Origin of the sequence: Enterobacter asburiae (assembly GCF_024599655.1) — a bacterium.
GTDB lineage: Bacteria > Pseudomonadota > Gammaproteobacteria > Enterobacterales > Enterobacteriaceae > Enterobacter > Enterobacter asburiae_D.
The window spans coordinates 2666423-2684811 of the sequence record NZ_CP102247.1 but is presented as its reverse complement, the minus strand read 5'-3'; the positions used below and the strand labels follow the sequence as shown (position 1 = coordinate 2684811).

Here is an 18389-nt window from a genome sequence, read left to right as displayed (position 1 = left end):
TGATTAACGAGTTCAGTTCCCCGTATCCAGCAGCGACGTACCGTAGGAGTTGTCGATAGTACAAAGCCAGTGACCGTCGCTTTCCTGCCGAAAAACATAGGTCGCGCGGCGCGACAATTCCGTTATCCCACCCTGACCATCAGGAAAATGCAGAACGGTTTCCATGATAACGAGGGCATTACCACCACCTTCGATCACCTGCATCTCTCCTTGTTCGACGCTCAGCTGGTTCTGAAAATAATCAGAGATGGCAATAAACGCGCTGCGGATGTTTTCTTTGCCTTTAACCGTCATGCCGGGCTTGACCACCAGAGCCGCGTCTTCGGCGTAGTAATCCATCAGCGCGTCATAGTTTTTGGTGGTGATGGCGTGGTCGCAGGATTCGATGATCTGGCGTAGCGGATGTGGGGTCATGCGCGATTCCTCGTTAAGGGGGGAACGCGTATTAACGTAACAGTCTGTTGTGTTTGTATAGCTACCAGGTTTTATGGCGGGGGGAACGTTACGTCTGCTAAGAGCGATTAACAGACATTGCAAACTGCATTCTGTTTAGATCAACGGGGAGCAGGTCATCATATCGAAAGTGAGTTATGAGGGAATGCAAAGGTGGGGGTAGTGACTTTTTTAATGAAATTGATTAGATTTGAATTATACAAGGGAAACTTAAAATGGATGAGTTTATGACTCAAAAAGATGAAGTTATGAGAGCTAGTTTACTCTCTTATAAAAACTGTAAGCTATTTCAATCTACGAGTGATGTGTTCGGAATATCTGAATTCATAATTTATTCCGATAGTAGATTCACAGATGAAGCTAAAGGGGATTTTGTTTATTCCTTCCTAAATATGATCCCTTTAGAAGATGTTGGTGTAAAACCAACCTTAACGGTGAGAGCCTTGTCTGCTTTAGACCCAGCAAGGTTGTCTTTTATGGATGAAAAGCCACATACTGATGACTTTCATGGCGGTTGGCTTAGTGATGAGATTGCAGCTTTGGTTAGCTTGAAATTAGGCGTAAGAGCACACGCAGGCTCAACTGTCAGAGAATATAGTAGTTATACACCTGAATATGGTCACCCAAGAGCAGAGCAAAACCCTCCACCACCTTTAATGTCAAAAGGATCATTTGTAGTTCCTTCAGCAAAAAAACATATTGAAATTTCACAATTGAAATTATTAAACGATATTTACAAGCTTTCAGAAAAGGATTTTAACTCACTAATTAAGGCAGCGCGAAATTTCCAAGATAGCCTTTGGATTTGTGAATCGTCACCAAATCTAGCTTGGTTATTAATGGTTTCAGCGTTAGAAGTGGCTGCTGGAAACTGGGACTCTAACAAGGGCGATAAGGTTGAAAGATTCAAAGCCTCCAAACCAGAGTTGTTTGATAGATTATTGGGCCATAATGTTGACGGGCTGATTGAAGATATCGCTAAACAATTTGAAGGAACATTTGGAGCAACCAAGAAATTTTGTGACTTTTGCGTCAATTTCCTTCCTGATGCCCCACCAATAAGACCGGAGAGTGGAAAAATAGAATGGGAGGAGAAAAATTTACTCAAAATATTCAAATCCATATATGGATTACGATCATTAGCGCTTCATGCTGGGAAACCTTTCCCCCAACCTATGTGTTCTCCACCGGACAACTATTCTGGATTAGCTGAACAAGCAGTATGCCCACCTACCTCCAATTTTATTCCATTGAAATCAACCTTGGGCGCCTCATGGTCTCATAAGGAAGCCCCTATAAATCTCAATGTATTTTTCCATATGACTCATTCGATTCTGAATAAATGGTGGGAGAGTCTTTACTTAAAAAAATAATTTGCCATTTCGGTTAAAAGCCTTTGAGAACAGTGGTTCACTTTTAACCTATTTTCGACGCGAATCTTTGAATGCAGTAAACCATTGGTGAGTGACCGACATAATTGCGATCGCTAAAGAAGCATTGCCAGTGCCTTGCTTAGTCATCATCTCCCATTAAATGCTTCCAGCAACCAGATGGTTGTGGGGGCGCTCCAGCTAAAGCTGAATGAGTGCCCTAAAATACTTGGGTAGTCAGCTATCAGTGCATATGTTCATTCGCAGAGAAGGTCCGATCCTGGCACGAAGCGGACTGTCAGATTGAGTCCGACCCTGCGCCACACCTATGTCAGGACAAATCGGAGCTAATAAAAATAAAGTTACCGTCTGACGGTCGCTGAAAGAACCTCATCCTGTGCCAGTAAAGTAATAACATCTCCGGCGATCTCCGGTCTTATGCCTGGCGTTTTGTAAGTCGAATACACCGCAACCGATAATGGACTCAAATTATGCTTCCCTGCGATACGTTTTACCTCTTCAATAACCCTAAACGTATCATCTTCCAAAGCCAGTCCTAAACGAGCTGTATCCAGATAAACGCGATGAACTCCGGAGATATGCGCAAGCTTTTTAAGTTCTGCGGTAATAATGCGCTGCGCTTCCACACCGATAGAAGAGCCCCCCTCAACGACCCCTGTCAATCCAACAAGCTTACCACCATCACTACGAGTATTGTCATCTTTGTCTCTGTGGAGCGGTACTAAAGCATTCAACTCTACATCCTGCTGAAGTAAATCCAGCAGTTCGGGCAAAAGCTCAGTTTTGATGACACCTTTTAAAGCGGCTGCTCTTTTAGCCAGGCTAACAGGGGACTGCCCCAATCGAGCCGACATTGAAATAAGGCAACTAGCGATTATGAAAATATCGCTTTCCCCGATCAGAGGGGCACACTCGCTCCGAAAGGATTGCTCATCACGAAGGAGAGGATTTATTTTTTCAGGTTTCCTGATTTTTGATTTTGACTGATTCTTGCTATAACCACGCAAAGCATCCTGTGCACTTCGGGTTAGAATGCTGATACTTTTAACCAGACCCTCATTACCCTTGAGGTTGGTAATCATTTGCTGCATATTTTCGAGCCTGCCAAGCATCTCGGGAACAGCTTTACCCGCAGCAATCTTCTCGCTGATATCATTAAGATTTCGCAGAACAACAATAACAAGCTGCGAGGATACAGGAACTGAGGTATCCAATTGATGGCTTTTTTTGATTTCTTTTTCCATCAACTGGATCGCCTGCTTCCAGTCGGTTTGTACACCAGCTTTAAGGGTATCAAGATTAAGAATAGCGGTTCGAAGACTTTCGCATTTATCAAACGGAATAGGTTCACCATTCTGTTTACCTGTTTTCAGCCAGTGAACTAAAGATACGAAGTCAGCTTTAGCCGTCGCAACGAGTCCATTGATAACACGCTGCTTCGCTTCAGGCGTAAAGTGATTTGTTCTTGGTGCTGGCATACGATCATTTTTGTATGTTATTGATCTCTTCATAACGGATATCTCAACTTAGCTCCATCAACGATAAATCTCGTCTGGGTTCCTGGTAACAATCAATCCCTCTTAGATATCATGTTTTAAGGTAGTGATACCCGCTCCTCCATCAAACTATTGTTATATTTTGATCGCACAGATGGTTGTTCAACTTCCGTTACTGGCACTTTGCAGTCATGAGTTTGCTTATACTGCTCGGGCCATAACCCAGGCCCAATCGGAGTTACAGAGAACACGATAGAAAGGTTTCACGCGGCATTTCACAAAATCAAGAATATCTGCTTCGCTCATCGCTGAGGCCTTAGAGGGGTAGCCAGGCCCCCAATCATCATAGAGATCATTGTATATGCGGTAAAACTGCCAGCCGATGTTGCTGAGGATACGAGAACCCGGAGATGGGTGAAACGCAGGGATTTGATGCAGCCGTAACTCTAATTCTTTGGAAGTCTCGGCATGCATCAGAAACCAAGCTTTGATCCTTAGCCACGTCATTGCGCTAGCGTTAATGCTGGGCATAACGATGTTTTGTTCAAGCATATATGCATAAAGGTAGCGCTCAATTTCACCTGAATCAGGACGTTTATCTAAATTGAGGGAGGCTAAAATTAACAATGATTCAGAACTATTGCCGCAGAGTAGCTCTCTTTCTGCCCACTCAATGATCATCTTGTCATAATCATCAACGCGATAAGCCTCGAAAGATTCACCAAACGTTTTCAAACAAAGAATTTCGTGAAGGTCATGTTTGTATTTATTTTCCATAGAGTCTTTCAATCCTTGTTGTTAAGAGGCGCAAGTGGATGGCTTCGTTGAGACGATCCGGTGCAAATTGAGCGTCCCCCATTACTATCTTAATATCAGCGTTAACATCTTTGCAAAACAACCGTTCCGCTATTAGATAGTCTCCGACACTCTAACTTCCGCTTCTGGCACCAAGCGGACATAAAACGAGGCCATAAGGTCGCTCATGAGTGAGAAACAAATCTCTGAATCTGTCGTCCTAAACCACTGCACCCACGAATTTTGCAATTCTACAAAATAACCTGTAAGAGGTTACTTTCTCATCATCGCATAAACATGTTCCCCACACAGGAGAAGGGCACTGTGATCCATAAAAAAAGGATTGTCGTCGTAGGTGCTGGGATCACTGGCGTATCCATCGCATGGCATCTCGCCCACAGTGAATTTGACGTCACCCTCGTTGAACAGAATATGCCTGCGTCAGGTGCAACCGGCTGCGCGTTTGGCTGGCTGACCGGTGTGGTGAAGGATGAGGCGGCTGACGTGCTTATCCGGCGAGCTGCACTTGCGGACTGGCACAGGCTGGAAGAACGCATACCGGAACTTCACATTAAATGGAGCGGTTCGTTAACCTACGGCGCGGCATCCGGGTCCTGCCTGCAGGACGAACGTCTCCTCCACAAGGCGGAGATTGCCCGCCTTGAACCGGCTTTGAACAATCCTCCCTCAGAGGCCCGCTATGCTGCAAAAGATGGTGCTATTGATGCCGTCAGCGCAACGCGACTATTGCTCGACAAAGCCTGTGAGAAGGGCGTCGTCCTAAATACCCAAACAACCGTTACGGGTCTTTGCATAACGAAGGGGAAGGTGACAGGCGTCCTGACCTCTCGGGGGAAACTGGATGCAGATTGCGTCGTGCTGGCATGCGGTACAGGTATTCCAGCGCTGACTGAGAAGATGGATTTTCATGTTCCGGTTCTGTCATCACCGGCCATATTGCTGCGCTTTGCGGCCTCCTGGAACGTGGTCAACACGATCCTCTCCGGTGATGATATTGAGGTTCGGCAAGTGCACAACGGGGATTTGTTAGCCGCAGAAGATTACCCGGCAAACGGCAACGTCAGAGAAACGGCGGAGGCTGCACAACGCGCGGTAAGAGGCAGGATCACGGGCGCAGAGTCGGCTGCTCTCATCCAGTACTCAACAGGAGAGCGTCCTGTTATTCAGGATGGGTATCCCGTTCTTGGTTTTGCTGATGAGAGCAGAACGGTATACGTCGCCTCTATGCACCCAGCCGTGACGTGCGCAGCGACGATTGGCAGACTGGTCTGTGAAGAATTATGCGACGGTCAGAGCGATGAAATCCCGCAATGTTACCGGCCATCCCGCTTTAGCGTATTAAAGGGCTGAGACGAGGTTTCTGATCTTTTCAGCCTTTTCAAAATGGTCCAGTTTCATCTCCATAATCCACCAGTGCGCTACTTCCATAAGCAGTTCAGGATCGTCATTTTTATTAGCAAAAAAAGCATAAAACGAAAGCCCAACATCGCTTCCCTTAGAGGCAATTTTCGCATCACAGATCCGGATGATTTTTTCCTTCATTCCTTGCCGCACGTCATCTCCTTTACTCTTTACATATTCTGGCTAAAAAAAGCCGCAAGCAGATGGCTGCTTACGGCTCCAGGGTCGGTGATGATTTTTCTGACAATCAGGCCGCTTTCACAGCCCTGATTTTTTTCATGTCAGCCGCATCTGATTCAGTTTTATCCGCTGCAGTTGGGGCATGGAGATCGGGAAGCTTGCTGGTACGCAGAATATGCTGCACGGTCTCTTTCTGCTCGGCGAGATACAGGCCAAGATTTTCAGCCTGCGTTTCATCCATCTGCATTCCGCTTTGCAACAGCCAGTCGGTGAACGCGTCTGCCATATCGAGCAGCTTGTCGTGAGCGTCAGCCTCTTTCTTACTGGCAAATGTCATTTTCTCTTCACCTTTTCTTACGACAACAAATTTTGTCTCAACAGCCATCGTGCACCTCGCTATACTGTATTTATGTACAGTATATCAGCAACAGATCGACGTTGCAGCAAAATATATATTGCTAGCGTAGCTGCTGCGTTTCCGGGCCAGCCATGCTCCGCCGCCATGCCCCAGGCGCCTGACCATACTGACGCTTAAAGCTGCGGTTGAAGGACTGCTGGGAGTCAAAGCCCAGCGCGATCGCCACGTTCAGAATCGGTTCATCGCTGCGGGTTAAGCGCTCAACCGATTTTTGCAGCTTTTGCGCGCGAATATACCCGGCGAGGGGGTAGCCCGTATGCTCTTTAAACAGGCGCTGGAGGTGCCATTTTGAGTAGCCGGATCGCCTGGCGACGGACTCAATGTCCAGACGGCTATCCAGGTTGTTGTCAATCCAGTCGAGTAAATCATGCATAAATGCGCCAGTGTTCATCTGGTTACCCCCACGCTGCCAATATAAAAGTATCTTTGTCTGTTGCATTAAAAGGTGGCGCGTTTTTGTATTAATTGCAAGTTTTATTGTTGCATTTAAAACCTTGACCGAAACGGGTCTTTTCACATCCGCTCAAATAGCACATAAAGTGCAACAATTATTCTTGCACTTAGTTAAGCGCCTTCCTACAATCGCCGCGATAGTGTATTCGCAACTGTTACAGTTTTGTGGCGATGAACGACACAAATGGCCTTAAGACAGCCACCGGACAAAGGAAGTGGCGCGGTGCCTCCTGCTGCGTCTTGCCCGGCGGCGACAATTACCGGAATAAAAATAATGAGCCTGCAAAAAACCTGGGGTAACTATCATCTGAACGCGCTGGGGGTCATGTTGCTCTCCGTGCTGCTCGTCGGATGCGATAACAGCGTCGCGCAAAATGCCGCGCCGCCCGCGCCTGCCGTCAGCGCTGCTGACGTGGTGGTGAAATCCATTAGCCAGTGGGATAGCTTTAACGGCCGGATTGAAGCGGTGGAGAGTGTTCAGCTCCGTCCGCGCGTTTCCGGCTACATTGATAAAGTGAATTACACCGACGGCCAGGAAGTGAAGAAGGGCGAGGTGCTGTTCACGATTGATGACCGAACCTATCGCGCGGCACTGGAACAGGCGCAGGCGAACCTGGCGAGAGCCAAAACGCAGGCCAGCCTGGCACAAAGCGAGGCTAACCGTACCGATAAGCTGGTCAATACCAACGTTGTTTCCCGCGAAGAGTGGGAGCAGCGTCGTTCGGCCGCCACTCAGGCGCAGGCCGATATTCGCGCCGCGCAGGCGGCAGTGGACGCCGCGCAGCTCAACCTGGACTTCACCAAAGTCACCGCGCCTATCGACGGTCGCGCCAGCCGGGCGCTGATCACCAGCGGGAACCTGGTGACTGCGGGCGACACCGCCAGTGTCCTCACCACGCTGGTCTCGCAGAAAACGGTTTACGTCTACTTTGACGTGGACGAGTCGACCTACCTTCACTACCAAAATCTGGCCCGCAGCGGGCAGGGGGCGTCCAGCAATCACACGGCGCTTCCGGTTGAGATTGGCCTGACGGGCGAGGAGGGCTATCCCCATCAGGGCAAAGTGGACTTCCTGGATAACCAGCTAACGCCGAGCACCGGTACCATCCGTATGCGCGCGCTGCTGGATAACGCGCAGCGTCAGTTCACGCCGGGACTTTTTGCCCGCGTGCGCCTGCCGGGCAGCGCGGAGTTCAAAGCCACGCTTATCGACGACAAAGCGGTGCTGACCGATCAGGATCGTAAATACGTTTATATCGTGGATAAAGAGGGGAAAGCGCAGCGTCGTGACATCACGCCGGGCCGTCTGGCAGACGGTTTACGCATCGTGCGGCAGGGGCTGAACCCTGGCGATAAAGTCATCGTCGAGGGGTTACAAAAAGTGTTTATGCCGGGTATGCCGGTTAACGCGAAAACCGTTGCCATGACCGCCGCCAGCGCCCTCAACTGATCCCTTGACCTGAGAATCCAACCCATGGACTTTTCCCGCTTTTTCATCGACAGGCCGATTTTTGCCGCGGTCCTGTCGATTCTGATTTTTATCACAGGGTTAATCGCCATCCCGCTGCTGCCGGTGAGCGAATACCCTGACGTCGTGCCGCCTAGCGTGCAGGTGCGCGCGGAGTACCCGGGCGCCAACCCGAAAGTGATTGCCGAGACCGTGGCGACGCCGCTGGAAGAGGCGATCAACGGCGTTGAGAACATGATGTACATGAAGTCCGTCGCGGGTTCCGATGGCGTGCTGGTAACCACCGTCACCTTCCGTCCGGGAACCGACCCGGATCAGGCGCAGGTTCAGGTGCAAAACCGCGTCGCGCAGGCCGAAGCGCGTCTGCCGGAAGACGTGCGGCGCCTGGGTATTACCACCCAGAAACAGTCCCCGACGCTGACGCTGGTGGTGCATCTGTTTTCGCCTAACGGCAAGTATGACTCCCTGTACATGCGTAACTACGCCACGCTGAAGGTGAAGGACGAGCTGGCGCGCCTGCCCGGCGTCGGCCAGATCCAGATTTTCGGCTCGGGTGAATACGCAATGCGCGTCTGGCTGGATCCGAACAAGGTAGCGGCCCGCGGGCTGACCGCTTCGGATGTGGTCACGGCGATGCAGGAGCAGAACGTGCAGGTGTCCGCCGGGCAGCTTGGCGCCGAGCCGCTGCCGAAAGAGAGCGATTTCCTGATCTCCATTAACGCCCAGGGGCGTCTGCATACCGAAGAAGAGTTTGGCAATATTGTCCTGAAAACGACGCAGGACGGTACGGTCGTCCGCCTGCGCGACGTGGCGCGTATCGAAATGGGGTCCGGCAGCTATGCGCTGCGTTCCCAGCTGAACAATAAAGACGCGGTCGGGATTGGTATTTTCCAGTCGCCGGGGGCGAACGCCATCGATCTGTCTAACGCGGTGCGTGCGAAAATGGACGAACTGTCCACGCGCTTCCCGGCGGACATGAAGTGGGCGGCACCTTACGATCCGACCGTTTTCGTGCGCGACTCCATCCGCGCGGTGGTGCAAACGCTGCTGGAAGCGGTCGTGCTGGTGGTGCTGGTGGTGATCCTGTTCCTGCAAACCTGGCGCGCGTCGATCATTCCCCTGATCGCGGTGCCGGTGTCGGTGGTGGGTACCTTCAGCATTCTCTACCTGCTGGGCTTCTCGCTGAATACCCTGAGCTTGTTCGGGCTGGTGCTGGCCATCGGTATCGTGGTGGATGACGCCATCGTGGTGGTGGAAAACGTCGAGCGAAACATTGAAGAGGGGCTCGCTCCGCTTGCGGCGGCGCATCAGGCGATGCGCGAAGTGTCCGGGCCGATCATCGCGATTGCGCTGGTGCTGTGCGCGGTGTTTGTGCCGATGGCGTTTCTCTCGGGCGTTACCGGGCAGTTCTACAAGCAGTTTGCGGTGACGATCGCGATTTCCACGGTCATCTCCGCCATTAACTCGCTGACGCTCTCTCCGGCACTGGCGGCGCTGCTGTTAAAACCGCACGGCGCGCCGAAAGATTTCCCGACCCGGCTTATCGATCGTCTGTTCGGCTGGATTTTCCGTCCGTTTAACCGCTTTTTCCACCGCAGCTCGAACGGCTATCAGGGGCTGGTGGGCAAAACGCTGGGACGACGCGGCTCGGTATTTGTGGTGTATCTGCTGCTGCTCTGTGCCGCAGGCGTCATGTTTAAAGCGGTGCCCGGCGGGTTTATTCCGACGCAGGACAAGCTTTACCTGATTGGCGGCGTGAAAATGCCGGAAGGTTCATCGCTGGCGCGCACCGATGCGGTGATCCGCAAAATGAGCGAAATCGGGATGAATACCGAAGGCGTGGACTACGCGGTTGCGTTCCCGGGGCTGAACGCGCTGCAGTTCACCAACACGCCGAATACCGGGACGGTGTTCTTCGGCCTGAAGCCGTTCGACCAGCGTAAACATACTGCGGCGGAAATTAACGCGGAGATCAACGCGAAAATCGCGCAAATTCAGGAAGGCTTTGGCTTCTCCATCCTGCCGCCGCCGATTTTAGGGCTGGGTCAGGGGTCGGGCTATTCCCTGTACATCCAGGATCGCGGCGGTCTGGGGTATGGCGCACTGCAAAATGCGGTAAACACCATGTCCGGTGCGATTATGCAGACGCCGGGAATGCACTTCCCGATCTCAACCTACCAGGCTAACGTTCCGCAGCTGGACGTGCAGGTAGACCGTGATAAGGCGAAAGCGCAGGGCGTGTTGCTGACCGATCTTTTCGGTACGCTGCAAACCTATCTGGGCTCGTCGTACGTGAACGACTTCAACCAGTTCGGGCGTACCTGGCGCGTAATGGCGCAGGCCGACGGGCAGTTCCGCGACAGCGTGGAAGACATTGCGAATTTACGCACCCGCAATAGCCAGGGCGAAATGGTGCCGATTGGCAGCATGGTGAAAATCACGACCACCTACGGGCCGGATCCGGTGATTCGCTACAACGGCTACCCGGCGGCGGATCTGATTGGCGATGCCGACCCGCGCGTGCTTTCTTCTGCGCAGGCGATGACGCAGCTGGACGCCATGTCTAAGCAGATCCTGCCGAACGGGATGAACATTGAATGGACGGATCTGAGCTTCCAGCAGGCCACCCAGGGCAATACGGCGCTGATCGTCTTCCCGGTCGCGGTGCTGCTGGCGTTCCTGGTACTGGCGGCGCTGTATGAAAGCTGGACGCTGCCGCTGGCGGTGATCCTCATCGTGCCGATGACCATGCTCTCAGCGCTGTTTGGCGTCTGGCTGACCGGTGGCGATAACAACGTGTTCGTGCAGGTAGGGCTGGTGGTACTGATGGGGCTGGCGTGTAAAAACGCGATTCTTATCGTGGAGTTTGCCCGCGAGCTGGAAATTCAGGGCAAAGGCATCATGGAAGCCGCGCTGGAGGCGTGCCGCCTGCGTTTACGCCCGATTGTGATGACCTCCATCGCCTTTATTGCCGGGACAATTCCGCTGATCCTCGGTCACGGCGCGGGCGCAGAAGTGCGCGGCGTTACCGGGATCACGGTCTTCTCCGGGATGCTGGGCGTAACGCTCTTTGGTTTGTTCCTGACGCCGGTGTTTTACGTGACGCTGCGTAAGTTCGTGACGCGCGGGAAAAAAGAGGAAAGGGACGTTCTGCCTGCGTAGGGACGTTGCCGATAATAAAAAACCGCCTTCACTGTGAAGGCGGTTTTTTTTCGCATCAGGAAAAACGTTACGACGTTTTTTGATACTGGGCAATAAGGTCGGGGAGCGGATCCCATCCGCTGCTGTCGGCGTTTTTAACCGCCTCCAGGGCGCTTGCCACGGTATGGCGGGCTAATACCGCTAACGATGCCTGTTCAGCTTCTTCGGAGATAGACTTGAAGTACCAGCAGGCGTTAGCGCTGACCACACAGCGGGCCGGTACGTCCGGGCGCGACGCCCACAGCTTTTTATCTTCGATAACCGAAAGGTAGATGTCGCGCAGGGTGATCTCTTCCGGCGGGCGACCAAGATGAATTGAGCCGTTACGGCCAAGCGTTGAGACGATAATGCCGTCACGCGTCAGCGGAACCATCAATTTGCGGATGAAGCTCGGGTTTGCTTCCAGGCCGTAGGCCAGGATCGCACTCGTCGAACGTTCGCCCAACTGCTCCGCCATCGCTACGCTGAGAACCATCTGCAAAGCTGTCGGGAAGCGGTAATCTAACATTTTTGTATCCTGGGTTGCGGTGAATCTTGTTCTTTTTGGCACCGCAGAGGTGAATAAGCAATAAACAACAATATAACAAATACGGTAATTATTTTGAAGCAATCTGCGGCATTTGCGATCAAACACCCTGTTCTGGTTTAGCTAAACGTGCGGTCCGGGAAGTCAACCGTCACCATGAGACCACCTTCTGTGGAAGTGCTCAGGTTTACGCTGCTGCTGTGCTGCTGCGCCACCGCTTTGACGATGGCAAGCCCCAGTCCGCTCCCGCTTTGCACCTGATTGGGGTCGCGGAAAAAGCGGTCGAACACGCGCTCCCGCAGCTCAGCCGGAATACCGGGCCCTGCATCGGAAACGCGAAGGCGCGCGAAGCCACCTAATGGACGAACATCGACCTGAATCCGCCCGCCCTCGGGACTGTACTTCACGGCGTTCTCAATGAGGTTGTCAACGAGCGACACCAGGCGTTCCCTGACGCCTGAGATCCAGATTTCATCCTCGGCGAAGAATTCCAGCTCAATCCTGCGCGCAGACGCCAGCGGTTCCAGCTCGGCCATTCGCTCCTGAATGAGCGTCGTTAGCGCCACGGGCTCCAGGTCCGTATCTATGCGCGCTTCACTGTGCATCATCAGCAGCAGCTGGTTGACGAGGCGCGCAGCCCGGCTGTTGCTGCGAATCACCCCCGCAAGCAGCTCCTGCTGGCTCTCGCTGATGACCCAGGACTGCAGCGCTTCCACGTTGATGCGCATCGCCGCGAGGGGAGTGCGCAGCTCGTGTGCGGCATCCGCAATGAAAACCCGTTCCCTTTCCGCGCTTTCACGCACCCTGGCAAGGAAGTCGTTGATCGCATCCACCATCTGGCGAAGCTCCCTGTGCCTGGGAACGGCTTTTAAGGGAGAGAGATCGTCAGGCGTGCGCAACGTAATTTCATTGACCACCTTGTTCCAGGGGCGCATCGCAATGCGGATTGACAGCCACGCGGGAAACAGCAGAAAAGGGAAGCAGACCAACAGCGGCATGATGTAGTAGCCGCGCGAGTTCAGGTAGATAAAGAAGTTCCAGCCGCCGGCCGGGGTGAAAAGGGTGACCTCCACGTCGGAATGCGCGGATTTAAGGGTTCGGCTGGTCCAGGTACGACCGTCGCTCTGAACACGCTGCATTTCACCAAACCGGGTGTTGGTTACCCCCGTTGGTGCGCCAGGCGATGAAAAAATAATCGCGTTATTTTTGCGCACGATGAAGTTGATTGACAGCGCGGGATCCTCGCCGCCGCCATAGCCCTCACGCAGCGCCTTGCTGAAGGCTTCCAGCACGGCGGTGCGATCCTGCGGGTGTTCGTCCATCCGCTCGACCAGGGTAAAAAGGGTGTCGTAGGTATGACTGCCCGTAAGGATGGGAGGACTGCGCAGATCCTCCCACAGAATGAAGGTTAAAAACAGACACCACAGCAGGGTAAGCAGCAGCAGCTGGGCGATAATAATTCGCCGTACCAGCGTTGGGCGTCTCAGGTGGTACCAGACGTTTTGCATTAACCGGTCACCTTCTGGACTGAGACGGTATCAATGACATACCCGACGCCCCGCACCGTTCGCACATAGCCGTCGCCGATCTTTCGCCGCAAATTCCCCATATGCACGTCGAGCGCGTTGCTGAGGTTCTCTTTGTTGCCGAATATCCGTTCTTCCAGAAACCGTCGCGTAATTACGCGGTCCGCGCGCAGCATCAGCGTTTCTAGCAACGCGTATTCACTCGCCGTCAGGTCTATGTGGCGCGCGCTCACCGTCACGCGACGCGTCGGGACATGAAGCGATAGGCCTCGAATCTCTATCGCCTCATTCTCGAAACCGTAGCTGCGCCGCGCCAGGGCTCTGACTCGCGCCAGCAGCTCGGCGAGAATAAAAGGTTTGACGAGATAGTCGTCCGCACCCGCATCCAGCCCGCAAAGCCGATCCTGCAGCGTGCCTCGCGCCGTCAGGATGATGACCGGGATCCCCTTGAGCTGCTGACGCAAACGCGTCATCAGGCTCATGCCATCGCCGTCGGGCAGCCCCAGGTCGAGCAAAATAAGTTCCGGCACGCAGACGTCCAGCTGATGCAGCGCATCCTCTTTACGGCGAACCCATATGACGTCAAAACCTTGATCTGAGAGGGCGATACGTACGCCATTGCCGAGATCCAGGTCGTCTTCGATTAGTAGAATTTTCACACTGGTAACTGTATCAACCGTGAATGAAGAACATCTTAAGAAAAAAACGGTATCAGGAAACCTGTCCGGTTTACAGCACCTGCTCGCGCTTCAGTATTTCTTCATATTCGGCTCATCAGAACCTTAGGGTCGGTATTCAGAATGGGCGTTCTGGCGGTTAACCGCATGCATCGTCATCATTTGAATCCAAAAGGGCTTCTGTAATGAGAAACATCGAACTGCGTCATACGTTCCCCCATTTACTCTCGGGCCGCAGCCTGAAAAACATCGTGCCGGGCGTCGTTATGGCGTTACTGGCCACGCCCGTACTGGCGGCAGAACAGAGCCAGGGTAACGTCATAACCCTGGGGGGCGGCGTGGACGTCGCGCCGCGCTACTCGGGTTCAGATAAAACCCGCGTCAGCGCGGCTCAGGTGGTGGATTACGCCATGGCAAACGGCTTTTTTATCGGCACCACGCGAGGGATCGGTTACGGCAACAACATCGGCAACCTGGATTACAGCGCCGCGCTGAGCTATCGAATTGGCCGGAAAGATAAAGACGTGAGCAGCGATTCCATCAGCTCCGGCAGCGACGAGCTGCGCGGGATGGGCGAGATAAAAGGCTCGGCAATCGTTGTGCCCGGGCTGGAATACAAGGTGACAGACTGGCTTCATCTACAGCTGCAGGCTGAGGTACCGGTTTCTGAGAGGGATAACGGTGAAGCGGTGCATTTCGGCATTTCCAGCCCGTTCTATACCTCACCAAAAAATGAGGTGACGCTGGCGCTGACCGGCAGTTGGGGATCTGACAAGTATATGCAGACCTACTACGGGGTCAGCGCCGCGCAGTCGAGCTCATCGGGATTTGCCCGACATGACGCCGGGGCGGGGATTTATGCCTGGTCGATGAATCTGGACTGGACCCACAAGCTCACCTCGCGCTGGAGCGTGCTTGCCTCAGCAGGCGTTACGCAGCTCACGGGGGATGCGGGTGATAGCCCCATTGTGCAGCGTAAAACGTCGCCCACGGGGAGTTTAAAGGTGACGTACAGTTTTTGATTGTGGGCTGCGGTGGCTTAATATTTTGAGCACGCACTTGCGGTAATTAAAGCCGCTCCGGTTGAGATGGCGGGGCGGTTCCCTTTGCAGACATTTACAGCACTGCACACACGGTTGACGGATTTATCTAAAGCTCCATTGTGCCGTAATGACAAACACGGAAGGTATGATAATACCCACATCCATTCCAAAATAAGACGTAAAATTATACTGGAATCCATGATATATGTAAGGAGAGAACCCTATCCCAGTTACTTTTTTAAAATCATGGTATGAACCATGGTCACCACAATCATCGAAAGTATCAAAGAAAAATTCACCTACATATCCATAGATTCCTTTAAAAACCCAACCGTTATCCCATCCAGCCCAGTCTCTTCTAACCCCGGCAGCCAGGCATCTGTCATTAAAACTATTTTTCATTGTGCCTAGCACAAGACTGTATTTCGACGTGTCCGAGAATTTTCTCTCCACGGAAACAAACTTATTTTCAAAGTTCTCCGTGTATTGTCCGTGATTATGCGTCAGATGATAAACGTATGAGCCAGTGTTTATTGAATACAGATTTATTTCATCTGCAGAGCAATGCAATGTAACCAGATAAAAACTTCCGCACCACAGCCATCTGGGGCATCTTTTCCGAACTGTCTGCTTATGTGGAATATTATCCATATTCGCTCGCTTTGCCTAACGTACTGAAATTTTAAGGACTGTTCTTCGGTCTTCAGCTGGATAAATTTTAGCATACATACGAAAACTCGAGATATTCACGTCACGAGGTGGAGGGCTGAGATGACCTTACAGAATAGGTTCTGCAATGGTCAAAAACAGCCTTTTTATGGCCCCTTGAATCATAGCCTCTGAGGTATAATCGCTGTTCAGATAAACGGCAAAGAGGATGAAACAAGATGCTGACTTATATCACTATAGGTACAAATGACCTTCAGCGCGCCGTGGCGTTTTATGACGCTATTTTTAACGTGCTTGGCTATTCACGTTTGCCTGCCTGGACAGAGGACTGGGCAATGTGGGGAGATGAAAATAATCCCGATGAAGGCTTCAGCTTCTGTATCTGCCCTCCTTTTGACGGGCATCCTGCAACGGCGGGAAACGGAACCATGTTCGCATTCCGTGCATATAACGCGGACCTTGTCAGACGGTTCCATGCCGCAGGCCTCCTTGCGGGAGGGAAGAGTGAAGGCGAGCCAGGGACACGAACCGCGTACGGCCCCGATTTTTATGTTGCCTATCTGCGCGATCCTGACGGCCATAAACTGGCATGCGTTTGTCAGCATTATTATCCTGAAGCCGATACGTTCACGGACGAGGAATAGTCACAAGCGGTAGTTTTTGAACTATGTTTAACAGCAGTCAGAATAAAAAATAGTTGAACTGTTATTAAATTCTGAACAGTGGCAGTCTTAATCCGGAGCATTTGAAAGCCAGAACCTCACTGAGAAGTGTGCCAACATAACGCGGGTAATATTTATATCCGGAGAATAACGTGTTCGGAAAAGTTTTATTAAACTACATGCCAGGTTTACAAAATTTGTTAGCCTACGATAAAAGCTGGCTAAAACAGGATGTTAAAGCAGGGTTATCCGTTGCGGCGGTCGCGCTACCCGTCGCTATTGCGTATGCTGAACTGGCAGGTGTAGGTGCAATAGTGGGGCTGTATTCCTGCGTTTTACCGATGATAGCGTATGCGCTGTTTGGTTCTTCACGTCAGCTTATTGTTGGCCCTGATGCCACGACCTGCGCGGTGATTGCGGCCGTCGTGTTTCCTCTTTCTGCAGGTAATCCCGAACTGCACTGGCAACTAACAATCATCATGACGTTGATGATGGGCGGGTGGTGCCTGCTTGCCAGTAAATTTCGCCTGGGCGCACTTGCCGATCTGCTTTCTCATCCCATTCTTACGGGTTTACTTAATGGCGTAGCCGTGACGATCATTGTCGGGCAATTAGGCAAGGTTTTGGGCGTTAAGCTGGATGAAGCGGAGGTTATTGAGAAAATAATGGCCTTGCCAGGCCGACTTTCCGACAGCCATTTATTAACTATAGGGATATCACTTTTAACGTTAATTATTTTAATGGTTATCAAAACGTATCGCAGCCACTGGCCGGCACCGTTGATTGCCATTGTGCTGACAACGGTTCTGGTGTGGGGAACATCTGCGCAACAGTATGGTATCGCCACGATTGGGGGAGATGGCTTCGAGCCTGGTTTACCCGTCGTTAACTGGGGAGCGTTCCAGCCCGGTCCGATGCGTGATTTAGTGATCCCGGCGCTGAACCTGGCCTTAGTCAGTTTTGTCAGCCTGATGCTGACCGCCCGCAGTTTTGCCGCTAAAAATGGCTATGAAATCAATGCTGATGCAGAGTTCAGAGCGCTGGGTATCGCGAATATTATGTCTGGGTTATCTCAGGGATTCGCTATCAGTGGAGCCGACTCCCGGACCGCGGTTAATGATTCAGTGGGTGGGAAAAGCCAGCTGGTTTCCATAGTCGCAGCCTTACTCATCGGTATCGTAGTGGTATTTTTCACTCAGCCGTTACAGTTTATTCCGGTATCTGCATTAGGTATTGTTCTAATGTATGCTTCGTGGTCATTGATTGATTTACGTGGGCTATGGAACCTGAGGCGCAGAAATAAACAGGCATTTCGCCTGGCCTTTTTCACCTTTGGCTGTGTGTTAATTATCGGCGTTATCCAGGGGATCGGTCTTGCGGTGCTGCTTGGGCTGCTACAGTTCCTTCGTACAGTGTTTCGTCCCTCTGAGCACTTGTTGGGCACTGACGAAGATGGAATGATTCACTCATTAGGCAATACAACCGATATTAAAATGGTCCCGGGCGTGCTGATGTATCGATTTAACTCACCGTTGACCTATTTTAATGTGGCTTATTTTAAACGCCGGGTATTGAACCTGGTTGATGGCGCGGCATTACAACCCAAATGGGTGGTCATTGATGCCGTTGCTTGCTTCACCTATTCAGACATCAGCGTTCTGGCAACCATTAATGAGTTAAAGCGTGACCTGAAGGGGCGACAGATTAAATTAATCCTTGCGGGCAGGAAAACGGAATTAACACGCTGGTTTAAAGAGAGTCGGCCAACGATGAATGATGATGACATGATCCTGGCACCAGACCTCTATCTCGCACTTCGGTTCATTCAGAGCAAAGAGAGTGCGAGTGAGGGGGAATCAGATGGTAATGCACAACCAAACCCTGGTTAAAGGCTAAAAATTCCTGCTTCCGGAACAGGACTGCGGTTGCAGTCCTGACCGCCTTAGACATCAATCGATTCAGTGATCTCTAACGCATCGTCGACTTCAATACCCTGATAATGGACTGTA

At 51.9% G+C, this 18389-nt stretch carries 17 protein-coding genes; 7 read left to right on the top strand and 10 right to left on the bottom strand.

What is annotated here, in order from left to right; all coding sequences use genetic code 11:
* Nucleotides 1–12: 12 nt before the first annotated feature.
* Complete coding sequence (locus NQ230_RS12640) at nt 13–414, bottom strand: YybH family protein (protein WP_257257880.1); 402 nt, start codon at nt 412–414, stop codon at nt 13–15.
* A 254-nt stretch (nt 415–668) separates the two neighbouring features.
* On the opposite strand from NQ230_RS12640, the gene NQ230_RS12635 reads away from it, so the two are divergent.
* A complete protein-coding gene (locus NQ230_RS12635) occupies nt 669–1826 on the top strand; it encodes a hypothetical protein (protein WP_213329504.1) in 1158 nt (385 codons plus the stop codon).
* 359 nt (nt 1827–2185) lie between these two features.
* On the opposite strand, the gene NQ230_RS12630 is transcribed toward NQ230_RS12635, so the two are convergent.
* On the bottom strand, nt 2186–3355 hold the full coding sequence (locus NQ230_RS12630) for a hypothetical protein (RefSeq protein ID WP_257257879.1): 1170 nt from the start codon (nt 3353–3355) through the stop codon (nt 2186–2188).
* 186 nt (nt 3356–3541) lie between these two features.
* Nucleotides 3542–4117: a hypothetical protein gene (locus tag NQ230_RS12625; RefSeq protein ID WP_213329499.1), complete on the bottom strand. Its 576-nt coding sequence runs from the start codon at nt 4115–4117 to the stop codon at nt 3542–3544.
* A gap of 342 nt (nt 4118–4459) precedes the next feature.
* Between NQ230_RS12625 and NQ230_RS12620 the strand changes: the two genes are divergently transcribed.
* Nucleotides 4460–5506, top strand: coding sequence for an NAD(P)/FAD-dependent oxidoreductase (locus NQ230_RS12620; protein WP_257257878.1), 1047 nt, complete (start codon nt 4460–4462; stop codon nt 5504–5506).
* Here the strand turns inward: NQ230_RS12620 and NQ230_RS12615 are convergent.
* From NQ230_RS12615 to NQ230_RS12605, 3 genes are all read right to left on the bottom strand, one after another.
* Nucleotides 5495–5710 carry a DUF6500 family protein gene (locus tag NQ230_RS12615; protein ID WP_159514042.1) on the bottom strand — a complete coding sequence of 72 codons (216 nt, stop codon included), beginning with the start codon at nt 5708–5710 and terminating at the stop codon, nt 5495–5497. The two genes, NQ230_RS12620 and NQ230_RS12615, sit on opposite strands and share 12 nt — an antisense overlap.
* A gap of 94 nt (nt 5711–5804) precedes the next feature.
* Nucleotides 5805–6122 carry a YebG family protein gene (locus NQ230_RS12610; protein ID WP_257257877.1) on the bottom strand — a complete coding sequence of 106 codons (318 nt, stop codon included), beginning with the start codon at nt 6120–6122 and terminating at the stop codon, nt 5805–5807.
* Nucleotides 6123–6195: 73 nt separating this feature from the next.
* Nucleotides 6196–6546, bottom strand: a complete 351-nt coding sequence (locus tag NQ230_RS12605) for a helix-turn-helix domain-containing protein (RefSeq protein WP_029739383.1) — start codon at nt 6544–6546, stop codon at nt 6196–6198.
* 336 nt (nt 6547–6882) lie between these two features.
* Here NQ230_RS12605 and oqxA point away from each other — a divergent pair, with 336 nt between their 5' ends.
* Together oqxA and oqxB are read left to right on the top strand one after the other, a co-directional pair.
* Complete coding sequence (oqxA, locus tag NQ230_RS12600; RefSeq protein ID WP_032657523.1) at nt 6883–8058, top strand: multidrug efflux RND transporter periplasmic adaptor subunit OqxA; 1176 nt, start codon at nt 6883–6885, stop codon at nt 8056–8058.
* 24 nt (nt 8059–8082) lie between these two features.
* Nucleotides 8083–11238 (top strand): multidrug efflux RND transporter permease subunit OqxB, encoded by a 3156-nt coding sequence (oqxB, locus tag NQ230_RS12595; RefSeq protein WP_023311530.1) that lies wholly within the window; start codon nt 8083–8085, stop codon nt 11236–11238.
* 67 nt (nt 11239–11305) lie between these two features.
* Here oqxB and oqxR read toward each other — a convergent pair whose 3' ends face one another.
* From oqxR to NQ230_RS12580, 3 genes are all read right to left on the bottom strand, one after another.
* Nucleotides 11306–11785, bottom strand: coding sequence for an efflux pump transcriptional repressor OqxR (gene oqxR, locus NQ230_RS12590; RefSeq protein WP_025760257.1), 480 nt, complete (start codon nt 11783–11785; stop codon nt 11306–11308).
* Between the two features lie 137 nt (nt 11786–11922).
* Entirely contained in the window at nt 11923–13311 is a 1389-nt protein-coding gene (locus tag NQ230_RS12585) for a sensor histidine kinase (RefSeq protein WP_213820656.1), read from the bottom strand.
* Entirely contained in the window at nt 13311–13988 is a 678-nt protein-coding gene (locus NQ230_RS12580; RefSeq protein ID WP_121423568.1) for a response regulator, read from the bottom strand. Before NQ230_RS12580 ends, NQ230_RS12585 begins: the two co-directional genes overlap by 1 nt.
* 203 nt (nt 13989–14191) lie before the next feature.
* Between NQ230_RS12580 and NQ230_RS12575 the strand changes: the two genes are divergently transcribed.
* Entirely contained in the window at nt 14192–15028 is an 837-nt protein-coding gene (locus NQ230_RS12575; protein WP_159514045.1) for a MipA/OmpV family protein, read from the top strand.
* Nucleotides 15029–15151: 123 nt separating this feature from the next.
* On the opposite strand, the gene NQ230_RS12570 is transcribed toward NQ230_RS12575, so the two are convergent.
* Complete coding sequence (locus NQ230_RS12570; protein WP_233469899.1) at nt 15152–15700, bottom strand: hypothetical protein; 549 nt, start codon at nt 15698–15700, stop codon at nt 15152–15154.
* A gap of 236 nt (nt 15701–15936) precedes the next feature.
* On the opposite strand from NQ230_RS12570, the gene NQ230_RS12565 reads away from it, so the two are divergent.
* Both NQ230_RS12565 and NQ230_RS12560 read left to right on the top strand, forming a co-directional pair.
* Nucleotides 15937–16362: a VOC family protein gene (locus NQ230_RS12565; RefSeq protein ID WP_257257876.1), complete on the top strand. Its 426-nt coding sequence runs from the start codon at nt 15937–15939 to the stop codon at nt 16360–16362.
* Nucleotides 16363–16532: 170 nt separating this feature from the next.
* Nucleotides 16533–18269, top strand: a complete 1737-nt coding sequence (locus tag NQ230_RS12560) for a SulP family inorganic anion transporter (RefSeq protein ID WP_257257875.1) — start codon at nt 16533–16535, stop codon at nt 18267–18269.
* The last annotated feature ends 120 nt before the right edge of the window (nt 18270–18389 follow it).